This window comes from Olsenella sp. KH1P3 (assembly GCF_900167315.1).
Taxonomy (GTDB): Bacteria; Actinomycetota; Coriobacteriia; order Coriobacteriales; family Atopobiaceae; genus Olsenella_J; species Olsenella_J umbonata_A.
In genome coordinates this window covers 303,891-325,991 of the sequence record NZ_FUWQ01000002.1, presented here as the reverse complement: position 1 = coordinate 325,991, position 22,101 = coordinate 303,891, and the positions used below count along the sequence as shown (strand labels likewise).

Sequence of the window (22,101 nt, the reverse complement as noted above, 5' to 3'; positions counted from 1 at the left end):
TGAGTGCCATTGCGTGGGGTCGTTGCCTTCGGGCGGCGACCCCGCTTGCGTTGTCTGTGCATTCGGCATAAGCGCCCGTGCGGCGCCGGCTGCGTGCTACCATCGTTCGCTAGAAATCACGCGAGGACGGGCAACCGTCCGAAAGGAGCACCGCATGGCTGAAAACGCCGAGCTTTCCGACGTCGTCGAGCGCTTCATGCGCTACGTCCAGATTGACTCCCAGTCCAACCCCGACAACGAGGACCAGACTCCCTCCACGCCCGAGCAGCACAAGATGGCCGCCTACCTTGGAGAAGAGCTTCGCGTCCTGGGCTGCGACGACGTCCGCGTCGACGAGCACGCTTACGTCACCGCGAGCGTCGCGGCCTCCGAGGGGGCCGAGGGACTTCCCGCACTGGGCCTCTGCGCGCATCTGGACTCCGTCGTCGACGCGCCCGCATCCGGCGTGAAGCCGCACATCGTCCACTACGAGGGCGGTGACCTGGTGGCTGGCGTCGTGGACGGCGTGACCGTCGCGACCACGCCCGAGCAGGTTCCCGACCTGAAGAAGCTCGAGGGCCAGGACATCATCTGCAGCGACGGCAGCACGCTCCTCTCGGCTGACGACAAGGCCGGCGTGGCCGAGATCTGCGCCCTCGTCAAGCGTCTGAGGGACGACCCCAGTCTGCCCCATCCCGCGCTCAAGATTGCCTTCGTGCCCGACGAGGAAATCGGCCACGGCGCGTCGCTCCTGGACCTGAAGGAGTTCGGCGCCACCTGGTGCTACACCGTTGACGGCGAGGCCCTGGGCGAGTTCTGCTACGAGACCTTCAACGCGGCCGAGGCCAAGGTCCGCGTGCGCGGCGTGATGGTCCACCCGGGCACCGCGAAGGACATCATGGTCAACGCCATCACCGTCGCCGGCGAGTTCCAGAGCCTTGTGCCGGCCTTCGAGCGCCCGGAGCACACCGAGGGCCGCGAGGGCTTCTACCACCCCATCTCGATCAAGGGCTCGGCGTCCGAGGTGGAGCTGTGCTACATCGTCCGCGACCACGACTCCGCCAAATTCGAGGCGCGCCAGCAGGTGCTGCGCGACATCGCCGCGTTCCTCAACGCTCGCTACGGCGAGGGGACCGTCGAGGTCGAGCTGCGTGAGCAGTACCGCAACATGGTCGAGGCCTTCGACGACTGCCCCTTCCTGATTGACCGCGCGCTCGAGGCGAATCGCGAGGCGGGCATCGAGCCGTTCGTTATCGCGGTCCGCGGCGGCACCGACGGCTCCCAGCTCTCGCTGCGCGGCCTGCCCTGCCCCAACCTGGCGACCGGCGGCTACAACGCCCACAGCGTACGCGAGTTCATTCCCGTGCGCAGCATGGAGCTGACCGTCGAAATGCTGGTGAGGCTCGTGGCCAAGTTCGCCGTCGCGTAGGGAGGCTGCCGTGCCGGCGACCGGCCAATCTGCTACCGCTCGCGTAGCAAAATCAACCCTTGGCCGCAGGCCCTTCTCGCTTGCGGATGCATGGCCCCCGCGCGCGGGGGCTGCAGGGCTCCGGGCCGGCCGTGCGCGGTACCCTATATTCAAATCAGCCAAGCTTTTATATGGTTCGCCCCTGCGGCGACGAGCTCCTCTGGGGAGGTGACGCCGACATGCTCCACAACATCCTGGCCGCGGTGACGACGATGGTGCCCCTGCTTGCCCTGTTCATGCAGTTCTCGATGGGAACGGGCATGTCGGAGCGCCACCATCGCCACCACGACACCTACCTGGTGTCCATCGCGCTCACCCGCGCGCTGCTTCTTGTGATTGTCTTCATGTCGCTTCTGGGACTTCTGCTCTCGTGGCTGTGCGAGCTGGGAGTCTACAGCGCCAATCCCGTCGTGGTGCTGGCGTTCTTCTGCACCTTCGTCCTTGTGACGTTCCTGCTGTGGGCGGCCATGTGCCGCTACCGCGTGATCACCTACGAGGACTACATGACGATCACGCCGTTCGTGGGTCCCGAGCGCACCATCCGCTACGAGAACATCCTGCGCATGGAGTGGGCTCGCCCCAGCAACGCCGCGGGCTACCAGAGTGTCAGGGTGTTCTACGTGGGCGAGAAGAAGCCCGTCACCATCCTGGGAACCCTTGACGTCGAGCAGATCCTCATGCGCATCAACCGCTTCGAGGTGCTCGAGAACTAGCCCCGCCGCCAGCGACGACCTCGCCCGACCCCGCTGCCGCCCGCATGTGGCAGCAACTAGCGGCGCCTGACCCTGTCCCAAAACTTAGTCGATATGCTGGCCCTGCGGCGCGTGCCCGCCAGGGCCTCGCTCATGGCGTTGGCGTGCGCCTTTGCCATGAGCGCCGCGAGTATCGCAGACGCCACCACGACCGCGGGTGCGGCTCCGGTCGCGAGCGTCAGCAGCGTGAACGCCACGGGTATGGCCAAGGCGCCCCAGCAGAGGTAGCCCGAGAGGACCACGACCGCCAGGCCCGCGAGGCTTGCCGCGACTCCCAGGGCGGGAGAGGCCAGGATGATGGCCGAGCAGGTGGTCGCCACGCCCTTGCCGCCGCGGAAGCGGTGCCAGAAGGGGTGGTTGTGGCCCACGGTCGCGCCCAGCGTCGCGAGCAGCCCGGCCACCTGCGCGTCTGCGGGACACAGCAGCTGCGCCGCGGCCCAGGCGGCCACGGTCTTGAGGATGTCTCCCGCAAGCACGCAGGCTCCCGCCTTGGCGCCCAGCTCGCGGCCGACGCTGGCCATGCCGGGGTTGCCCTCGCCGACCTCGAACGCGCTTCGGTGCGCGACGACGCGGCAGACGACCTCGGCGGTCAGAAAGCTTCCCAGCAGGTATCCGACGAGCAGGCAGGCGATGAGCATAGTTCCGTTCCTCCCATGGCGCTTCACCCGGCAAGGCGGCGCGCCCTCCTTCGCAAGAAGGGTCCGACGCGAGCGCGCCGGACCCAGCCTTGGTCGAGACACATGGTCTCATATCTCGCGTCCGCCGGTCCAGCTGGATGCAAGGAGCCGGGCCGGCGGGCAGTGAGGCCTAACCCTCGTACGGGTCTGTACCCGCCTTCGCCATGGTCCACGCGCGGGCCGAGGCGCACGAGCCCTCGAGCCTCACATCGAGCTTGTCGGCCGTGGGGAACCAGCGCGTGGTGAAGGTCGCGCGGCCGCCGTTGACGAACACCTCGACGATGGACTCGTCAACCAGCACGCGCAGCGACTCGATGCCGCCGCAGGCGATCGAGCGGGCGCCGCGGCCACAGCCGGTCGCCGCGTCGAGCGACAGCGTGACGCTGTCCCCGCTGCCACTGATGGCGAGTGCTCCGTCCAGCGTGAGGGCGAAGTCGCCCTGCACGCCCTCGACCTCTATGTCCGCGCGGTGACAGGGGAGCGAGAGCTGCCCGTCCTGGGCCTCGGTGGCCTCCTGGCGCAGCGCGTCGACCTCGCCCACGGGCCACTGCATGATGCGGGTGGGATCCTTGGGGTCCACCTCCAGCGTGCGCGGGACGCTCAGGCTGTGGATCCAGTCGAGCTGCTCCGGCTGGCCCATAAAGTCCTCGTCGGGCATGCCGACCCAGGCAATCAGCAGAGTGCGGCCTGCGTCGTCGACGAAGGTCTGGGGCGCATAGAAGTCAAAGCCGCCGTCCCACTCGCGCCAGAGCGCGGGGTCGGCCGTCGTGGCGTCGATGGCGGTGCCGGAGAGCGGCAGGTAACCGGCCCATGAGGTGCCCCTGCCGTCGTCGTCCTTCGCGGGCATCCCTTGCGGGCAGAAGCCCAGGAACTCGTGCCTCTGGCCGTCTGCACCCTCAACCAGGCGGATCACGTCGGGGCACTCCCACATGAAGCCGAAGTCATCTGTGGGGCGGATGGCGGTTCGAAGCCGCCAGTCGATGCCATCGGTGGAGCTGTAGATGAGCGCCAGGCCGTGACTGTCGCGGTCGCGCGCGCCCAGGGCCATGTGGAGCTCGCCGCGCTGCTCCCACAGCTTGGGGTCGCGCACGTGGCACGAGCAGTAGGCGGGGTAGTCGGCATTCCTGAGCAGCACCTGCTTGGGCGAGAAGTGCATGCCGTCGTCGCTGGTGACGGTGATCTCGTTCGCGCCGCGACCCTCGTTGATGTAGTCGTAGTCGCCCGGGTGCTTCACGTTGCCCGTGTAGTAGATGCGCATGCGGTCGCCGCCGTCCGCCGCCGCGCCGCGCTCGACGAAGGTCGAGCCCGAGTAGGCGCCGTTGGCGTCCTCGGGGGTGTCCTGGTGGATCGCGACGTCGTGGTAGTCCCAGCTCACGAGGTTGGTGCTCGTGGCGTGTCCCCAACAGCGCTCTCCGCCGTTGGGCCAGTCGGGGCTGTACTGGAAGAAGGCGTGGTAGACGCCCCTGAACTGGCACAGACCGTTGGGGTCGTTGATCCAGCCGGAGGGAGGCATAAGGTGAAAGCCCATGCGCCACGTCTTGTCGGTCATGTTTACCTGCTTCCTGTGTTGGTGATCTCGAATCTCGCGGAGGGCTGCGAGCCGCCCGTGCGCTCCCGCGAAGCCTTCGCGTTGCGTGCGCCCAGCGCCTGCGCTGGTGAGCCGATGGGCGCGCGAAACGCGAAAGGGGGGAGCGACCGCGGCCGCTCCCCTGGCGTTTCGGGGTGAAGCCTTATTCGGCGACCTTGTCCTTGTAGAGGACCATGGAGAGGCCGAATGCCACGCCGAAGGCGACGGCGAACATGATGGCGTACTGGACGGGCTGGGCAATGCAGAGCAGGATGCCGAAGATGCCCGTGACGCCGGTGCCGCTGGCGGCGAGGTGGAAGATGAAGCACATCAGGGCGCCGCAGGCGGAGCCGGCCATGCCGCAGGCGAAGGGCTTGAGGTTAGGCAGGTTGACGCCGAAGATTGCGGGCTCGGTGATGCCCAGCAGGCAGGAGATGCCGGCGGGAACCGCGAGCGCCTTGGTCTTGTCGCTCTTGGTCTTGAGCGCGACCGCGAGGCAGGCGCCGCCCTGGGCGATGTTCGCGGCGCTGGCGATGGGCAGCCAGTAGGTGACGCCGTACTGGGCGAGCATCGAGACGTCGATGGCGGTGTACATCTGGTGCAGGCCGGTGACGACGGAAGGCGAGTAGATCAGGCCGATTGCGATGTAGCCAAGGCCCAGGGGCACGGTGAGCAGGAACATGAGCACGCTGAGGATGCTGTTCTCGAGCCAGACGAAGACCGGGCCGATGAACAGGATCGTGATGTAGGCAGCGAGCGAGACGGACAGAAGGGGAGTGAGGAACAGGTCGAGCATCTCGGGGACGATCTTGTGGAGGCGCTTCTCGAAGAAGCAGAGGATCCAGACGCCTACGAGGATGGGGATGACGTGGCCCTGGTAGCCGATCCAGTCGATGCTGTAGACGCCCGGGATGACCGGGAGGGTGATCATGGAGCCGTCGGCGATCGCGGCGGAGGCGCTGTAGGCGTTGATGAAGTCACCGCTGATCAGGAGCGCGCCGAGCGATGCACCCAGGTAGGGGTTGCCGCCGAAGACCTTGGCCGCCGAGAAGCCCAGGAGAATCTGGAGGTTGGCGAGCGCGCAGGCGTTGATCAGCGCGGCAATGCGCCACCAGACGGTCGTCTGGTCAAGGGCGAAGAAGCCTGCGCCGCCGTCTGCGACGGGCGTGCCCATGAAGCTGAGGGCGCCCATGATGCCCATGAGCATACCGGAGGCGACGATTGCCGGGATGATGGGGACGAAGACGTCTGCCAGGACCTTGATGGCACGCTGGAAGGCGTTGCCCTTGGCGGCAGCCGCCTGCTTGACCTCGTCCTTGGTCGCGGCCTCGACGCCGGCGATCTTGACGAACTCGTCGTACACCTTGTCGACGGTGCCGGTGCCGTAGATGACTTGGAGCTGGCCCGAGGCAGAGAAGTTGCCCTTGGCGCCCGTGGCGTTGTCGACGGCGTCCTTGTCGACCTTGCTGTCGTCGGCGATGACAAGGCGGAGACGCGTGGCGCAGTGGGCTGCGGACACGATGTTCTCCTTGCCGCCGACGGCCTTGAGGATCTCCTCAGCCGCCTGCTTGTGGTCTAGTGCCATGTTTCCCCCTTTTTCGGATGGCAGTGAGAACGTAGGCAGAATGAAATCGTTCTCACAAACAAACACAGAACAAAACTAACAAACGCATTATAAACAAGTGTGAAACGATGTGAAATCGTTCTCACAACAATAGAAATACTCCCCGTATATGGAGAATCGCGACTTCCTTACTATGCTCGCGGCAAACGGTATGAATAGGACGGCGAACGGTATCCGACAGATGTCGCCTTCGATGCCGGGAGGTTTCGCCGACCGAGCTGCGGCCATGGGGGATTCTGCGGCGTCGGCCAGTGCCCGACGCCATGCGGCACGCGGCGCAAAAGGGCCCCCGGCGATACCGAGTGCCGAGTGCGCGTGCGTCCGTGCGCCGCCTAGCGGGTCGAGCGCCTCCTGCGGACCTCGTAGCCCATGCGCACCTCGCGCGCGATGGTGGTGCCGCCGTTCATGGCGTCAACCAGGATCTTTGCCGCCTCCAGGCCGGATTCGCGGTAGTAGTGGTGGACGGTGGTGAGCGTGGGGCTGACCACCTGCGAGAGCGTGCCGTCGCCGACGCCGGTCACCTGGACGTCCTCCGGGACGCGCCGTCCGTACTCGCGCAGGCAGGTGATCGCGCCGAAGGCGATGTTGTCGGTCGCGCAGACGATGGTGTCCACGTCGGCGCCCGACTCGATGAGCTCCTCAGTCATGTTGTAGCCCGCGTCGACGCTGAACTTGCCGCCCAGGATGACGTTCTTCTGGGGGATCCTAATGTCCAGCTCCTTGCAGGCCGCCATGAAGCCCTCGTGCCTCTGGTGGCCGGCGGACACGTCGTCCTCGCGCACGCCCAGGAACGCCGGCTTGCTGCCGTGCTGGAGCGCCGAAAGCGTGATCTCGTACAGCGCGTGGAAGTCGTCCTGGAAGACGCACGACTGCCCCTCGAGCTTCTGCCCGAGCACCACCGTGGGTATGCTGCATGCCTCGAGCGCGCGAATGTGCGCCGCCGAGAAGACCGTGGCTATCAGGATGATGCCGTCCACCTTGTTGCGGCCCGAGAACAGCTTGATGTAGTCGACCTCGGCCTTCGCGTCGTTGTCGGTGTTGGCCAGGATGATCTGGTAGCCGTTCTCGCGGAAGAGCTTGGTCATGCCCTGCACCATGCGACTGACCGAGTCGGAGCTGATCTTGGGGATGATCACGCCCACGAGCTTGGTCTTGCCGGTGCGCAGGGTCTGGGCACGCTGAGAGGGGACGTAGCCGGTCTCGTCGATGACCTTCTTGATCATGTGGCGCTTCTCCTCCGACACGTAGCCGTCGTTGAGGTAGCGCGAAACCGTCGCGCGAGAAACGCCGGCCATGCGGGCAATCTCGTTGATGTCCATGTCGAAGCTCCCAATCGTGCGTAATCGTGCGTGAGGCGTCTGCCGTTGGGCGTGACCGCCACCGCCGCCAGATGCCGTTCGTTGTGAAATCGGTTCCACAATAGCAAGCTTCGCGTCGGAAAAGAAAGGGCCGCCGCCCGAACGGACGACGGCCCGCGTATGCGGTGGCCGCTACTTCCAGTCTGCAAGCAGGGGAGAAATGCCTCCCTGCGAGATGAGGTCCACCTTGTGCATGGCGCGCGATATCGCGGTGTAGAGCCTGCGGCGCGCGAGCGGCGTGTCAGGGTAGACGGTCTCCTGTGCGTCCGGGACGATCACGTGGTCGAACTCGAGACCCTTCGCCAGCGGGAGGTCCATCAGGACCACGCCTTCGGCCGGCAGCTTCTTGCCGTTCCTGACGGTGACGACGCGCTCCCCCAGCCGCTTCGAGAGCCAGCTCACGCGGCGCTTGTCCGCGGCGACCACCGCGGTGAGGCCCTCGTCCTGGGCCGCGGCGTCGATGGCCGAGCGGAGCTCGTCGAGCCAGGCCTGGGTGTTGGTCTCGCCGTCGGCCACCTCGACGACGCGCGGGGCGATGCCGGGGCGGTGCACCGAGCTCAGGTTGATGCGCTCCTCCTCGGGCAGCAGGCTCGCGAACAGCCTGGTGATCTCGGGGCTCGAGCGGTAGCTGGTCATCAGGCGGCATTCCTCCACGTTGCCGTGGGTGCGCGCGAACAGCTCGCGAATCTGTTCGAAGGTAGCCGTCCCCTCGTGGATGGCCTGGTGCGAGTCGCCCAAAAGCAGGAAGTGGGCGCGGGGGAAGTACTTGGCCAGAACCGTCAGCTGCGTGAGCGTGTAGTCCTGTACCTCGTCGATCATGACGAAGCGGGCGTCGTCGGCGCCATGGCCGGTCACCAGAAGCTTCAGGTAGAGCCACTCGGCCGCGCTGATGGCCTTCCTCCCGGTCATGCGGCAGCCTATGCGGTCAAGGCGCAGCCACGTCAGGTTCTCGATGTCCTCGTGGGCGCAATTGTAGCGGCTCTTGAGCAGCTTCTTGGCGTAACGGAAGGCATCGTCGTCGTTGGAGGGGCTGGCCACCTCGCCGAAGAGCTCCATCTGCTCGTCCACGTCGAGCGCGAGCACCTCCTCGAGTACCTCCTCGCCGTGGGCCATCTGGGCAATGCGCCTGTCCAGGCGGTCGTGCAGCTCGTCGCGCACCAGCGCCATGAGGCGGGGCCCGACGGGGAACTGCGAGAACTTCTCCAATGCGCTCTTGATCTGCGAGGCCTTGATGAGCGCGGTCTCGCCCACGCGGATGTCGCGGAGGTCCTCCATCTTGACCTGCACGTCGCCGAAGGCCGCGTCCAGCTCGTCGAGAACCGCCGGGTCTTCCTCGGCGCCGGTCCCGCGGTCGCCCAGGCCCAGGCCCGCCAGGAACTCCTTCCAGGTGAAGGTCTGCGGGTTCGACTCGCCCAGCGTGGGCAGGACCGTGTCGATGTACTTCTGGAACACCTGGTTGGGGGTGAAGAGGTAGACCTGCTCGGGGCTGAGCGTCTCGCGGTTGCGGTAGAAGAGGAAGGCGATTCGCTGCAAAAGGACCGAGGTCTTGCCCGACCCCGCGATGCCGTTGACCAGCATCACGGGCACGTCCTCGTGGCGCACGACCTGGTTCTGCTCCTTCTGGATGGTCGCGGTGATGGCCTGGAGCTTCTCGGTGTGGTGGCGCTTGAGGGCGTTGAGCAGCAGCGAGTCCTCGATGGCGATGGTCGTGTCGAAGTAGGCGTTCAGCTTGTCGCGCACGATGTCGTACTGGCGGCGCAGCTCAAGGTTGACGGTGCGCACGCGCCCGTCCACGGTGTAGGAGGTCGGGCCCATCTCCTGGTTGTAGTAGGTCTCGGCCACGGGGTTGCGCCAGTCGACGATCAGGGGAATCTTGTTCTTGTCGGTGATGCCCGCCGAGCCAATGTAGACGTCGCGTGCGGGGCGACCGGGGCGCATCTTCAGGCGCACCTTGGCAAAGTAGGGCTGGCCCATCAGCATAATGACGCGGCCCAGCTTCTCGACGGCAAAGTCGTGGTGTTGGTTGTAGGTGTCGATGACGGAGTTGAGAGTCTCGATGGCCGCGAGGGTCTCCATCGTCTCGTCCGCGCCGCCAAAGTCGATGCGGACCTCCTCCGAGAGGTCCCTCAGGTCCTGAGCGGCGCTCTTGTGCTTGACCTCGATCTCTTCGGTCAGCTCGTCGTAGATGTCGCGTAGCTGAGCGTAGATCTCGCTCAGGTGTCTCTGTTCCTCGATGAAGGTGGGGTCGTCGCTGTCTGCTGCCATTTCGCTCCCATGGTTGTTCGTCGGCCGCCGCGCATCCGCCGCGCCCAGTGTCTGTCTGCCCTTAACTATGCCCAGAAATGGGACGGTTGGGAACAGCGAGAGCCGGTTCACCAAATAAGGGAAGGTGGGAGGGGCAGGGGGGGGCTAGTGCAGTCCGAGAGAAGCCCAAGAGGGGGGTGACCGGGACGGCAACGGAGGCATCGGCGCGCTCAACGGTGGATGAGGCGTAGTCAGCCGAGAAGTGCCTGGTTCCGCGATCGCGGCATCCAACTGGCATTGTGAAGAAGAATTCACAACTGGCAATCTTTGCGTTGACTCATGTTGGACATGCCGCTATATTACTTCCTTGCGCACAGGGTGCGCCCAGACATTGCGGGGTGGAGCAGTCTGGTAGCTCGCCGGGCTCATAACCCGGAGGTCGTTGGTTCAAATCCAGCCCCCGCGACCAACATTAACGCAGGTCAGCTCACTAATTGGACGAGCTGGCCTGTTTTCGTATGCCCCCTTCGAGCCTTCTGCCGTGACTTTGCCGTGACTTTGGGAAGGTTCTCGTGAGGGAGCAACCGGAATGATTCTTCTTGGGTCTGAGCAGCGTTTTCCTGCGGGTCTTTCGGTTCGTCTTCCTCTTGCTTGCTGTTGAGCAGGTTGCCGAGCATCGTTGCCGCCGCGTGGTCGTTCTGCGGGATGGCGTGGGCGTACCAGTCGAGCGTGATGCTTGCGCTGGCGTGGCCGAGCCTGGTCTGGACGGTCTTGACGTCGACGCCGTTGGCGAGGAGCAATGTGGCCTGTGTGTGCCGGAGCTCGTGGAACCTGAGCCCGTCGAAGCCGTGTTCCTTGCGCCAGATCCCCCACCAGTGGCTGAAGTTGTCGATGCGGATGCGGCCGCCCGTGCTCGAGCAGCACACCGGCGTCTCGTCGGTCTGCTTGACGCAGATCTTGGCGAGCTCCTCCGCCTGGCGGTCCTTCCACATGCTGAGGTGCTCGACGGTCGTGGGGTCGATTGCGATGGTGCGGACTCCCGAGTCGGTCTTCGGGGTCTTGACAACGTCCTGGTAGGTGACGTTGTGCCCGACGTGGGTGGTGTCCTCGTCGAGGTCGACGTCTCCCCACGTGAGCGCGAACACCTCGCCCCTGCGCTGGTCCGTGGCCAGGCCGATGCGAACGGCCATGATGCAGCTGATGTCGTGCAGCCCGCGCATGAAGCGGCACTCCTTCGCGATGCCGAGCTTCTCGCGGTACGCACGGCGGGCCTCCTTCTCTTCGAGCGACTTGAAGGCTTCCGCCTCGGACTCGTCCACGGCGGTGAGCAGCGTGGTGTCCTCCTCTGCGGTGAGGGCTCGGCGGTTGGGCTTGTCGCGGCGTGGCGCCGTGACGCGCGTGCAGGGGTTCCGGTAGATGTAGTCGTAGTCGATGCCCTTCTCGAAGACGTTCTTGAGCAGGGTGTGGATCTGGTTCATCGACGTGCCGGAAAGGCCGGTCTCCTTGCGGATGGCGGCGTAGGTCTGCTCGACCATCTGGATGGTGATGTCCTTGACGGGCACGTTGCCCAGATGGCGCTCCACGTGGCGCAGACGGTTGCGGTCCTCCGTGAGCGGAAGGGCTGTGCCGAGCCCGCCCTGGTTCCCGTCGACACCTGCATCGCCATCGTGAAGGAGATGGGCGGAAACTCGCTTAAGTTCTTCCCCATGGGAGGCCTCAAGGTCGAAGATGAGCTGAGGTCGGTTGCCGAGGCCTGCGCACGCAACGAGTTCATCCTCGAGCCCACGGGTGGCATCACCCTCGAGAATTTCGATGCCATCCTGAAGATCTGCCTGGATGCGGCCGAGTCCTCGATTCACGACTGGATCGAGGAGAACTACGATGTGAGCCCCGATTCGTACCACAAGACGATTCGTGCCGGCAGCGCGACCAAGGAGGACTGCGAGGTCCTTTCGGTGGAGGAGGGGACACCCCTGCTCGAGGTCGTGCAGGTGGGCTACCTCGACGACGGCCGGCCCTTCGAGTATGTCGAGACCAAGTTCCCGGGCGACCTGAGCGTCTATCAGACCGTCGACTCGGACTCCATTCCGGTCTAGGTGAGCCTGCAGTCGCGACGGCACGAACTTCTCGCATCGTGGTTCTATTGCGAAGCTTCGCACGTGCCTCTATTAGGCGGTATGCTTTCTTCTGTTAATTTTTTGTTTGAGGAGGGACCTCCATGTCTGAGGCAGGAAGAAGCGAGACCGAGCTCGACGGTGTCACGCTGCTGGGGAACCAGAACACCACGTATCGCGACGACTATGCGCCCGAGGTGCTGGAGACCTTCGTCAACAAGCACCAGGACCGCGACTACATGGTCACCTTCGAGTGCCCGGAGTTCACCACGCTGTGCCCCAAGACGGGCCAGCCCGACTTCGGCACCATCTACATCAACTACATCCCCAACGTCCGCATGGTCGAGAGCAAGTCGCTCAAGCTGTACCTGTTCAGCTTCCGCAACCACGGCGACTTCCACGAGGACGTCGTCAACATCATTATGGATGACCTCGTCAGGCTGATGGAGCCCCGCTACATCGAGGTGTTCGGCAAGTTCCGCCCGCGCGGCGGCATCTCGATCCTGCCGTTCGCCAACTGGGCGAACCCCGAGTTCGGCTACGGTGACCTGGTCACGCGCCGTCAGTTCGAGCAGCTTGGGGGCCACGAGTAATGAGGGCCGTCATCCTGAGCAGCGGCGGCGTCGACTCGACCACCTGCGTCGGCATCGCCGTCGACAAGTACGGCGCTCAGAACGTCACCACCGTGAGCGCGTGGTACGGGCAGAAGCACAAGAAGGAGCTCGTCTGCGCGCAGAAGATAGCCCAGTACTACGGCGTGAGGCACCGCGTCATCGACCTCGAGGCATCGCGCATCTTCGATGGCTCCAACTGCACGCTGCTCGAGGGCAACGGCGAGATTCGGCACGGCAGCTACGCGCGTCAGAAGGACGAGAAGCACGGCGGCATGGTCGACACCTACGTGCCCTTCCGCAACGGCCTTCTGCTCTCGTCCGTCGCGGCCGCGGCGCTGTCGGAGTATCCCGGCCAGGAGGTCGAGCTGTACCTGGGTGCCCACGCCGACGATGCGGCCGGCGACGCCTATCCCGACTGCACCAAGCGCTTCACCGACGCCATGTACGAGGCCATCGAGGCGGGGACCGGCGGGCTCGTGCACGTGAGGGCGCCCTTTGTCGAGCTCACCAAGGCGGGCGTCGTCAAGTGGGGCCTCAGACTGGGCGTTCCCTACGAGCTCACCTGGAGCTGCTACGAGGGCGGAGACGTCCAGTGCGGCGAGTGCGGCACCTGCCTGGACCGCAAGGCGGCCTTTGCGGCAAACGGCGTCGAGGACCCCGTGCCCTACCGCGTCTAGCGCGCCGACTGTCCGCTCGCCTCGCGCCCGCCGACTTTCGAGCGGATATACCAGCAAGACGGCTGTCCTAGAGAACCAGCCTCAACCAAACAAAACTAGGAGAAATGCATGAACAACCAGACTGATGCCAACGGCATCGCCGACGACGGTAAGGCCGTCGGCAGGCGCTTCCACCTTCTGCAGACGCTCACCGCGCTCTCGGTTGCCTCGCTCGTCGCGTCCAACATCATCACCAACAAGCAGACCGACATCCTGGGCTTCGCTATCACCTGCGGGAGCTTCACCATCCCCATCGACTACATCGTCTCGGACGTGCTGGCCGAGGTGTACGGCTACCGCGAGGCGCGCCGGGCCACGATCATCGCGTTTCTGTGCGACCTGCTGTGCGTGGCCTTCTTCACCCTCACGCTCGCCGCGCCCCAGTTCGCGACCTTCACGGCCCAGGACGCCTTCCAGACGGTGCTCGGCTCGACCCCACGCATCCTGGTGGCAAGCTTCACGGCCTACGTCGTGGGCAGCCTCTCCAACGCCAAGGTGATGGAGCTCATGCACGTGCGCGACGGCGAGGGCAGGCTGGCACTTCGCTGCATCGCGTCCACGGTGGTGGGCGAGACCCTGGACATGACGGTCTTCTCGCTCATGGCGTTTGCCGGCGTGCTGCCCTGGGACGTCATCTTCCAGATGATCGTCGTGGCCTCCGTCGTGAAGGTCGCCGTCGAGTGCGTCTGCTACCCGCTGGTCACCCGCCGCGTGATCGGGTGGGCCAAGGGGCTGTAGCGCCCGCGCGCAATGATGGTCATATTGCGCACGTGCGGATAGCCGACAGCTTCTACACGCGCGCATGACATACTTGCGCAGCTATCAAGACAGGGTATTCGAGTCGGGGGCAAGACCGTTCGGGCCGCAGGTGGCGGCGATTGAGTCGGTCGGGCTTCGGCTGCAGAGACAGGAGTGCACATGGCAAGCAAGAGGGAAGTCGTCGAGAAGATCGGCGTCGTCAACCACATGGTGGGCATCGCCCGCCACATGCGCCGCGAGCAGGAGGCCGCGGCTGACGCGAACGTCGGCCGCATCCTGGCGATGCTGCGCATCAAGGACGGCATCTCCACGCGCGAGATGGGCATGGTCCTGGGCGTCGACAGCGAGGCCATGGGCACGACGCTCGAGTCCATGGTCGCCTCCGGCCTGGTCGAGCTCTCCGCGGCCGAGGGAGAGGGCCCCAAGTCCGTCACGCTGACCGAGAAGGGCCGCGACTACCAAGCCGAGGCCAAGGAGCTCTCCGATGTGGCGCTGGACGGCTTCGGCGACGAGGACGTCGATGCCCTGATGGGGCTGCTCGAGCGCATCGAGACGTCGCTCACCGGCGAGATCGGCGCCGACTGGCGCGAGCGCGAGGAGGAGCGCAAGGCCAAGAAGTTCCAGAAGAAGGGCTTCGACCGCGGTGGCCGTGACGACCGCGGTGGCCGCGGGTTCCGTGGCGGCCGAGACGACCGCGACCGTGGTGGCCGCGGGTTCCGTGGCGGCCGCGACGACCGTGACCGTGGCGGCCGCGGGTTCCGTGGCGGGCGCGACGACCGCGGCGGCAGGGGCTTCCGCGAGGACCGTGGCGGGCGAGACGACCGTGACCGTGGCGGCCGCGGGTTCCGTGGCGGCCGCGACGACCGCGGCGGCTTTCGCGGCGGCAACCGTCGCCGCGACGACTAGTCGCCAGACGGCTTAGGGCGGGAGGCGCGTGGCCTCTGCCTCCAAGCGAGATTCACAGAGCGCATGCGAGAAGGGCGGCGGCCTTGGGGCGGTTGCCCTTCTCCCTTGCGCGGGCGCTACGCTAGGCAAAGTTTGTTTGTCGGGCGTTGCGCGTTTCTTGACTTATTCGCTGCTCTGCTTGACCGCCTGCCGGGCCATGCTTATTGTTCACCAAAGCTAACAAAATGGTCCGCATTGGGCGAAGTCGAAAGGTGAAGCAATGGTTGGCTCTCAGATGACCACGGGGTCCGCTCCCGCGACTGGCGGCAGGTTGGGTGGTCGCGACCTCATCAACATCGGCATCTACGCCGCGCTCTACTGCGTCGCGATGACCGTGGTCGGCATATTCGGCTACATTCCCATCGTCATGTTCCTGCTGAGCGTCCTGTGTCCCCTGATCTGCGGCATCCCGTTCATGATGTTCATGACGAGGGCCAAGAAACCCGGCATGATCTTGATCTTCAACGTGCTCGCCGGCCTCTTCATGTGGCTGACCGGCATGGGCTTCTACACGCCCCTGGTGAGCGTCGCCACTGGCATCGCAGCCGAGCTCGTGTGGCGCGCCGGCGGCTACAGGAGCTCCGTCGCAGCCGTTCTGGCCTACGCAGTCCTCAGCGTGTTCATCGTCGGCAACTACCTGCCGTTCTTCCTGGATCCCAGCTACCTGAGCTCCACCGGCCAGAAGATCGGCCAGGGCTACGTCGAGGCCATCAGGCCCTTTCTCCAGGGCTGGCTGATTCCTGCCGAGGCCGTCGCGTGCTTCGTCTCCGGCCTGGTCGGTGGCCTGATTGGCAGGTCCGTGCTCAGGAGGCACTTCCAGAAGGCCGGGATTCTGTAACATGGCGACGTGCGCGGCGGCAGGGGGCGCCATGGCCGAGCGGAGCGAGCCCCGCGCCCTCTCGCTTGACCCCCGGACGAAGATGGCCGTGATGCTCACGCTTAGCGTCTTCCTGCTCGGGGGCGCCTCTCCCGAGCCCGTCGTGCAGCACGGTATGGCGCTTATCGTGCTTGTACTCATGCTGAGTCAGCGCAACTGGCGCCGCGTGGTGGCCTACGCCCTGGCCTACCTGCTGGCCTGTGTGACGCTCTTCGCCCTCGTCCCCGTCCTGGACGGGGCGCCCTACTTCTTCGCCCTCATGTTTGGGGGCATCGCGGCGCGCCTGGTGCCCAGCGCCTTCGCGGCAGCCTACCTCACGTCCACGACGCGCGTCAGCGAGTTCTGCGCGGCCATGCGCCGCGTGCACGTCACCGACAAGATCGTGATTCCGCTCTCGGTCATGTTCCGCATGTTTCCCACCATCGCCGACGAACGCCGTTCTATAAGCGCCGCGATGCGCATGAGGGGCGTCGCCCTGGGCGGCGGCAGGCCCTCGCGCATCGTGGAATACCGCCTCGTCCCTCTGCTCGTGTGCACGGCCCGCATCGGAGAAGAGCTTTCCGCCGCGGCCCTGACGCGTGGCCTGGGAGGCGAGGCCAAGAGGACCAACGTGTGCCAGATCGGTTTCGGGGCCTTTGACGCCGCGGTGCTCCTGATGTGCGCGACACCCTATGTCCTGACTGCCGCAGAGCTCCTGGGAGCGCTCAAGTGATCGTCTTCGACAACGTTACGCTTACGTACAAGGGGGCCGCGAGCCCCGTTCTCAAGGGCATCAGCCTGACCATCCCCGATGGCCAGGCCGTTCTGGTCTGCGGTGCCTCCGGAGCTGGCAAGACCACGCTCACGCGCCTGATAAATGGGCTGGCCACGCACTTCGACCAGGCCACGGTCCAAGGCAGCGTTGCGGTCGATGGATCCGACGTCCTTATTGCACCCCTCTGCCAGACGGGCCGCGTGGTGGGGAACGTCTTCCAGAACCCGCGCAGCCAGTTCTTCTGCGTGGACGTGGAAAGCGAGGTGGCGTTCGGCTGCGAGAACATGGGCATGCCCGCCGACGAGGTCAGACGCCGCGTCGAGCGGACCGCTCGCCAGATGGCGCTTGGCGACATCATGGGCAAGAGCATCTTCGGGCTCTCCGGCGGCCAGAAGCAGAGGGTGGCCTGCGCGTCGGTGGACGCAATGGGGCCCAGGGTCTTCGTGCTCGACGAGCCGAGTTCGAACTTCGACCCGCCGACCATAGGCATGCTCCGCCAGGTGATTGAGCGCTGGCGCCAGATGGGCCGGTCCGTCGTGGTGGCCGAGCACAGGCTCGCGTGGCTTCGGGACGTCTGCGACCGCGTGGTTGTCGTGGACGGCGGGCGCATAGCATGGGACGGCCCGATGGATGACTTCGTCGCGTTGGGTGATGGCTTCAGGATCGCACACGGGCTGAGGCCGCTTTCGCCTGACGCCCTCGACGGGAGCGAGCGGCCGTGCCCTTCGCCCACGGCCGGAAGCGATGTGCTCGAGCTGCGGAACTTCAGGTACTCCTATGGCCATGCGTGCCCAGCCCTCGATGTGCCCTACCTGAGCCTCCCGGCACGGCGGGTTGTTGCCGTGATTGGCGAGAACGGGGCGGGAAAGTCGACCTTCTCGGCCTGCCTCTGCGGGCTCATGCGCCGCTTTGGCGGAGAAGTGCTCCTTGGCGGTGAGCGACTGCGTCCCCGCCAGCTGCTCAAGCGCTGCTACCTCGTTATGCAGGACGTTAACCACCAACTGTTCTGCGAGAGCGTGGAGGAGGAGGTCCGCCTGGGCATGGACCCCTCGCGCGAAGCGGACGTGAGCCGCATCCTGGGCGAGCTGGGGCTGCGCGGACTGGAGGAGCGCCATCCCCTGAGCCTCTCGGGCGGCCAGAGGCAGCGCGTCGCCATCGCCTCGGCACTTCTGGCCGGAAAGGACATCCTGGTGTTCGACGAGCCAACGAGCGGGCAGGACCTGCGCAACATGCTGGCGACGGCCCGCCTGATCCGCTCGCTCGAGGACCGCGCGAGCGTCTTCGTGGTGACGCACGACCGCGACTTTGTGCAGGCGTGCTGCTCCCATGTCATGCGCATGGAGCGCGGCGCGGTCAGGGAGACCTACGCCATCGATGCCGCGGGCCGAAGACGGCTCGATGCGTTCTTTGGTATGTGCTGGAAGTGAATATATGTAACTATAACACTCTCAAATAGTGACAACGACTCTTTCCTGTGACTTCTTTCCTTGTTTTATATAGCTCATGGCAAAGAAGGCTGCGAATAGCCGCATGCAATATGGATTGCTGCGAAGGGAAAGGGTTGGCCATGGGACTTGACGCTAGGCACGATGGCGTTCTGGGAAGAACGTTTACAAAGGTGACTTCGTTGGCGGTTTCGATGTCCTTGATTCTCGCGGGAGTTCCGGTCCGAGCAATTGCTGAGGCGGACGATGTGGATTCCGCCACTTTGGTGTCGTCCGTTGATAACGCTGTGGATGACAGCATTGCGTTACCGGAAGAGCCAAATGTGGCTGGCGATTATTCATCCTCTACCGTTTTGACCCTCGGCGCTTCCGCATCCGCTCTTCTCCTGGTCTACGTTGCTCTTGTCTTGAGGAGGCTTCGCCGCAAGTAGTTTCCCGCCAGTCAGTTTGCCTATTCTTTCGACCATCGTGGCGAAACGGTTGAACCCCGCGCTCACGGTTTATTAAAGGCCCGCACCTCTTCAGGAGTATTCGCTCTGGGGAATTGGCGTGGGGTTGAGGTTGCTGATGAAAAGACACATCTTCGCAGATGGCTCGCTTCCCATGCCACGCATGGCCGTTCTTGCAACGCTCTTGCTACTTCTCCTTTTTTCTTTCCGATGCCATTTGCCTCATCGTCGAATCTGGCGTACGAACCAGCCTTCGCGTTTCTGGAGGATCCACTTCCTCAAGCGTTCTTGTCGCAGCCGTCGGGAATTGCTCCTCTCGGAATCGGCTGCCTGCCTGTGGGGAGGCGATGACGCAACTCTATGGGGTCGACGTGGCATACGGGAACGAGTCCGTGACAAAAGGGACCTCTAATGTGCGCGAGGCTCGTCCCCTGACGTGGTACGTGCTTGATGACGGCTCTTGGATCGCTTTCATCCCCAGCCGGGATGTCCTGGCCTCTGCCGATGTGACTGATGCCGCCGGCGGCTCGCACTCAATCTTCTACGTCTCTAGCAGGAGGCCATCATGGTAAGACTGACTTCCTCGAGCGCGTGCTCGCGGGCGAGGTCGACCAGCTCGCTGGCCCAGAACGGCTCGCCCAGCTGCGGGTCCTCGTCGAGCGCGAAGATTGTCAGGGTATATCCGTGGTCCGCGTCGGGCGGGCATGGGCCCACGTAGCCAACACCGATCTCCGGCTCGGACTTGCAGGCAGAGTTGTAGCCCTGCTCGATGCGGGCGGCGCAGCCGCGGCTCAGGTCGTCGGGCGCCTCCCAGGTGCCGTCGAAGTCCGCGTGCGCGGGCGTCGCGACGGCGCACCAGTGGATCCAGGGGAAGCCACACACGGGAATGGAGTCCCAGTCCATGTAGAGGATGCCTAGGGCCCTCGTGCCCTCGGGGATGCCGGTGACTGCGAACGGGAACGATCTGCGGCAGGCCCAGCCCTCGCGGTCCATCACGTCGCTGCGCTTGGCGTAGCGCTCGGAAAGGTAACCGTCTTCGAGCTGCATCTGGATGTCCATGGGTCCTCCCTCGGTTGTGCGGCATGCCCGCGGAGTCCCTTTACCCTGCGCTTCGCCGCATCGGTTGTCTGTCCTAGAGGATATCCCACGGCAGCCGACCGCGCTTCAGCCGATATGTAAACGAGGCGCCCCGCCTGAAGGCGAGGCGCCTCTGCATGTGGGGCGGTGGCGCCGTCTGGGCGGATGAGGGCGGCGCCACCTAAGGGGAGTCGACTAGGGGGATCGGCGGGGGTGCAGTGACGCCGATCGTGCTAGTCTGCGTCGGGAGTCAGATGCCAGATGTCACGGTTGTACTCGGCAATGGTCCTGTCGGACGAGAAGAACCCGGCCTTCGCGATGTTGACGAGGCACTTGGACTGCCAAGTAGCCTCGTCCTCCGCCGCCTCGAGCATGCGGTCCTTTTCGGCGAGGTAGGCGTCGAAGTCCGGGAACGTCATGAACCAGTCCTTGCACATCAGCTCGTGGGCCAGGCGGTCCAGACTGTGGCCGTCGCCGGCCGCGAGCATGTCGTGGCTCAGCAGGAAGTCGACCGCGGCCTTGATGCGCTCGTCGTCCTGGTAGTAGGACATCGGGTCGTAGTCTCCGCGCTGGTAGCGGGCGATGACCTCGTCGGAGCTCTCGCCGAAGGTGAAGATGTTGCCCGCGCCGACGAGGCCTGCGATCTCGACGTTCGCGCCGTCCATGGTGCCGAGCGTGAGCGCGCCGTTGAGCATGAACTTCATGTTGCCCGTGCCCGAGGCCTCCTTCGAGGCGAGCGAGATCTGCTCCGAGATGTCGGCTGCGGGGATGAGCCTCTCGGCCGCGGTCACGTTGTAGTTCTCGATCATGACGATCTGCAGCCACTTGTTGGCGACGGGGTCGGCCGCGACGACCTGGCTCAGGCAGAGTATGGCGTGGATGACGTCCTTCGCGATGGTGTAGGCGGGCGCGGCCTTGGCGCCGAAGATGACCGTCACCTTGCGGCGGGGGAGCTTGCCGGCCTTGATGCCCAGGTAGGCGTCAATGGCCCAGAGCAGGTTGAGCTGCTGGCGCTTGTACTCGTGCAGTCGCTTGGACTGCACGTCGAAGACGGATTCGGGGTCGACCTTGGCGCCCTGGTGCCGCTCGATCCACGTCGCGAAGCGCTCCTTGTTGCGGCGCTTGATGGCCGCAAGCTCGCCCAGGAGGGCGTCGTCCTCGTGCTCGAGGAGGCGCTCCAGCTGCGTGGCGTCGTGCCTCCAGCCGTCGCCGATGGTCCTGTCGACAAGCGCCGCGAGCTCGGGGTTGCAGGCGATGCACCAGCGACGGAAGGTGATGCCGTTGGTCTTGTTGTTGAAACGCTCGGGGTAGAGCCTGCGGAAGGGTGCGAGCTCGACGTCCTCGAGGATCTTGGTGTGCAGGGCCGCGACGCCGTTGGTGGAGTGCGACAGGTGGATGTCCATGTTGGCCATGTGCACGTTGTCGTGCTCGTCCACGATCTGCACGAAGGGCTCCTTGCAGGACTTGCGCACGTCCGCGTCGAGGCGCTCGATGATCGGAACGATCTGCGGCGCCACCCTCTGCAGGAAGGACTTGGGCCAGCACTCGAGGGCCTCTGCCAGGATGGTGTGGTTGGTGTAGGCGCAGACGTCGCGTACGATGCCTCTGGCCTCGTCGAACGCGATGCCCCTCTGGACCAGGAGCCTGATGAGCTCGGGGATGATCATCGAGGGATGCGTGTCGTTGATCTGGACCGCCGCGTAATCGGCCAGGTCGCGCAGGTTGCTGCCGCGCTCCTCGCACTCGGCCAGAATCAGCTGGGCCGCGTTGCTGCACATGAAGTACTCCTGGTAGACGCGCAGGATGCGGCCTTCGTCGTCGGAGTCGTCGGGGTAGAGGAAGAGGGTCAGGCCCTGGGCGACGCGCCTCTTGTCGAAGGCGATGCCGTCCTTGATCAGGCGCTCGTCCGCACTGTCGACGTCGAACAGGCGAAGGCGCGCGCACTTGCTGCCGTAGCCGGTGACGTCGATGTCGTACAGGGTGCTGGTGACGTCGAAGTCGCCGAAGCTCACGGTCTGGTGGAGCGATGCCCTTCTCATCCAGCTCTCCTGACCCCAGGTAAGCCAGCCATCGGGCGTCTCGCACTGCTTGTTGCCCAGGAAGCTCTGCCTGAACAGGCCGCAGTGGTAGGCAAGGCCGATCCCGTCGGCGGGAAGGCCGAGCGTTGCGCACGAGTCCAGGAAGCATGCGGCCAGACGGCCCAGGCCACCGTTGCCCAGGGAGGGCTCGCTCTCGAGCTCCTCGAGCTCCGCCAGGCTGCGCCCCGCCGCCGCGAGCTCTGCGCGAACCTGCTCGTAGAGGCCCAGGTTGATAAGGTTGTTGCTGAGCAGCTTGCCAATGAGGAACTCCGCCGAGACGTAGTACAGGCGCTTCTTGCCCTGGTTCGTTCCTCGCGCCTGGGCAGCGTCGCGCACCATGCGCAGCAGCGCGTTGAACAGCTCGAGGTTCGTGCAGTTCGCGATGGGCTTGCCCGCGTAGCGCGCGATGCCCGTGCCGGCGTCCCGCGTCTGGGTTACTGCATCTGCCATGGTTCTTCCTTTCGCTCGTCGGAACTAATGGCACTATAGTTGCGTCGAAGCGCTATTATGCTGCCAGATAGCAGCAAGAATTTGCACTAAGCTATCATTTCGCAGCTACAAGCAGAAAAAGGGGAGAAGTGCGCGGCGTTCGCGTCGTCCGCTC

Annotated in this window: 18 protein-coding genes and 1 tRNA gene; 11 read left to right on the top strand and 8 right to left on the bottom strand. The window is 65.1% G+C overall.

Annotated elements, in window-relative coordinates:
- Window positions 1–154: 154 nt before the first annotated feature.
- Entirely contained in the window at window positions 155–1,408 is a 1,254-nt protein-coding gene (pepT, locus tag B5D13_RS03830) for a peptidase T (RefSeq protein ID WP_078687006.1), read from the top strand.
- Between the two features lie 218 nt (window positions 1,409–1,626).
- Window positions 1,627–2,160: a hypothetical protein gene (locus B5D13_RS03825; protein WP_078687173.1), complete on the top strand. Its 534-nt coding sequence runs from the start codon at window positions 1,627–1,629 to the stop codon at window positions 2,158–2,160.
- Window positions 2,161–2,216: 56 nt separating this feature from the next.
- Here the strand turns inward: B5D13_RS03825 and B5D13_RS03820 are convergent, their stop codons facing one another.
- The 5 genes from B5D13_RS03820 to B5D13_RS03800 all read right to left on the bottom strand — a co-directional run bounded on the left by B5D13_RS03820 (window position 2,217) and on the right by B5D13_RS03800 (window position 9,690).
- Window positions 2,217–2,837 (bottom strand): glycerol-3-phosphate acyltransferase, encoded by a 621-nt coding sequence (locus B5D13_RS03820; RefSeq protein ID WP_078687005.1) that lies wholly within the window; start codon window positions 2,835–2,837, stop codon window positions 2,217–2,219.
- 169 nt (window positions 2,838–3,006) lie between these two features.
- A complete protein-coding gene (locus tag B5D13_RS03815) occupies window positions 3,007–4,425 on the bottom strand; it encodes a glycoside hydrolase family 32 protein (RefSeq protein WP_078687004.1) in 1,419 nt (472 codons plus the stop codon).
- Window positions 4,426–4,606: 181 nt separating this feature from the next.
- Window positions 4,607–6,028 carry a PTS transporter subunit EIIC gene (locus B5D13_RS03810; protein ID WP_078687003.1) on the bottom strand — a complete coding sequence of 474 codons (1,422 nt, stop codon included), beginning with the start codon at window positions 6,026–6,028 and terminating at the stop codon, window positions 4,607–4,609.
- A 371-nt stretch (window positions 6,029–6,399) separates the two neighbouring features.
- Window positions 6,400–7,386, bottom strand: coding sequence for a LacI family DNA-binding transcriptional regulator (locus B5D13_RS03805; RefSeq protein ID WP_078687002.1), 987 nt, complete (start codon window positions 7,384–7,386; stop codon window positions 6,400–6,402).
- 171 nt (window positions 7,387–7,557) lie between these two features.
- On the bottom strand, window positions 7,558–9,690 hold the full coding sequence (locus B5D13_RS03800; RefSeq protein WP_078687001.1) for a HelD family protein: 2,133 nt from the start codon (window positions 9,688–9,690) through the stop codon (window positions 7,558–7,560).
- 371 nt (window positions 9,691–10,061) lie between these two features.
- Here B5D13_RS03800 and B5D13_RS03795 point away from each other — a divergent pair.
- Window positions 10,062–10,138 (top strand) — tRNA-Met (locus B5D13_RS03795).
- Window positions 10,139–10,151: 13 nt separating this feature from the next.
- Here B5D13_RS03795 and xerC read toward each other — a convergent pair.
- On the bottom strand, window positions 10,152–11,252 hold the full coding sequence (xerC, locus tag B5D13_RS03790) for a site-specific integrase (RefSeq protein ID WP_143786724.1): 1,101 nt from the start codon (window positions 11,250–11,252) through the stop codon (window positions 10,152–10,154).
- Between xerC and B5D13_RS03785 the strand changes: the two genes are divergently transcribed.
- The 8 genes from B5D13_RS03785 (at window position 11,253) to B5D13_RS03750 (ending at window position 17,875) form a co-directional block, all read left to right on the top strand.
- Window positions 11,253–11,765 carry a KDGP aldolase gene (locus B5D13_RS03785; protein WP_234970675.1) on the top strand — a complete coding sequence of 171 codons (513 nt, stop codon included), beginning with the start codon at window positions 11,253–11,255 and terminating at the stop codon, window positions 11,763–11,765.
- Between the two features lie 122 nt (window positions 11,766–11,887).
- Complete coding sequence (gene queF / locus B5D13_RS03780; protein WP_078686998.1) at window positions 11,888–12,376, top strand: preQ(1) synthase; 489 nt, start codon at window positions 11,888–11,890, stop codon at window positions 12,374–12,376.
- Complete coding sequence (gene queC, locus B5D13_RS03775; protein WP_078686997.1) at window positions 12,376–13,074, top strand: 7-cyano-7-deazaguanine synthase QueC; 699 nt, start codon at window positions 12,376–12,378, stop codon at window positions 13,072–13,074. The genes queF and queC overlap by 1 nt, the downstream gene beginning before the upstream one ends.
- A gap of 108 nt (window positions 13,075–13,182) precedes the next feature.
- Window positions 13,183–13,851: a queuosine precursor transporter gene (locus tag B5D13_RS03770; RefSeq protein ID WP_078686996.1), complete on the top strand. Its 669-nt coding sequence runs from the start codon at window positions 13,183–13,185 to the stop codon at window positions 13,849–13,851.
- Between the two features lie 180 nt (window positions 13,852–14,031).
- Window positions 14,032–14,778: a MarR family winged helix-turn-helix transcriptional regulator gene (locus tag B5D13_RS08735; protein WP_200802605.1), complete on the top strand. Its 747-nt coding sequence runs from the start codon at window positions 14,032–14,034 to the stop codon at window positions 14,776–14,778.
- Between the two features lie 259 nt (window positions 14,779–15,037).
- Window positions 15,038–15,655, top strand: a complete 618-nt coding sequence (locus B5D13_RS03760) for an MptD family putative ECF transporter S component (protein WP_078686995.1) — start codon at window positions 15,038–15,040, stop codon at window positions 15,653–15,655.
- A 31-nt stretch (window positions 15,656–15,686) separates the two neighbouring features.
- Window positions 15,687–16,406: an energy-coupling factor transporter transmembrane component T gene (locus tag B5D13_RS03755; protein ID WP_180363871.1), complete on the top strand. Its 720-nt coding sequence runs from the start codon at window positions 15,687–15,689 to the stop codon at window positions 16,404–16,406.
- Window positions 16,403–17,875, top strand: coding sequence for an ABC transporter ATP-binding protein (locus tag B5D13_RS03750; RefSeq protein WP_078686993.1), 1,473 nt, complete (start codon window positions 16,403–16,405; stop codon window positions 17,873–17,875). The genes B5D13_RS03755 and B5D13_RS03750 overlap by 4 nt, the downstream gene beginning before the upstream one ends.
- 1,016 nt (window positions 17,876–18,891) lie before the next feature.
- On the opposite strand, the gene B5D13_RS03740 is transcribed toward B5D13_RS03750, so the two are convergent.
- A complete protein-coding gene (locus B5D13_RS03740) occupies window positions 18,892–19,401 on the bottom strand; it encodes a YbhB/YbcL family Raf kinase inhibitor-like protein (protein WP_078686991.1) in 510 nt (169 codons plus the stop codon).
- Between the two features lie 251 nt (window positions 19,402–19,652).
- Complete coding sequence (locus B5D13_RS03735; RefSeq protein WP_078686990.1) at window positions 19,653–21,947, bottom strand: glycogen/starch/alpha-glucan phosphorylase; 2,295 nt, start codon at window positions 21,945–21,947, stop codon at window positions 19,653–19,655.
- Between the last annotated feature and the right edge of the window lie 154 nt (window positions 21,948–22,101).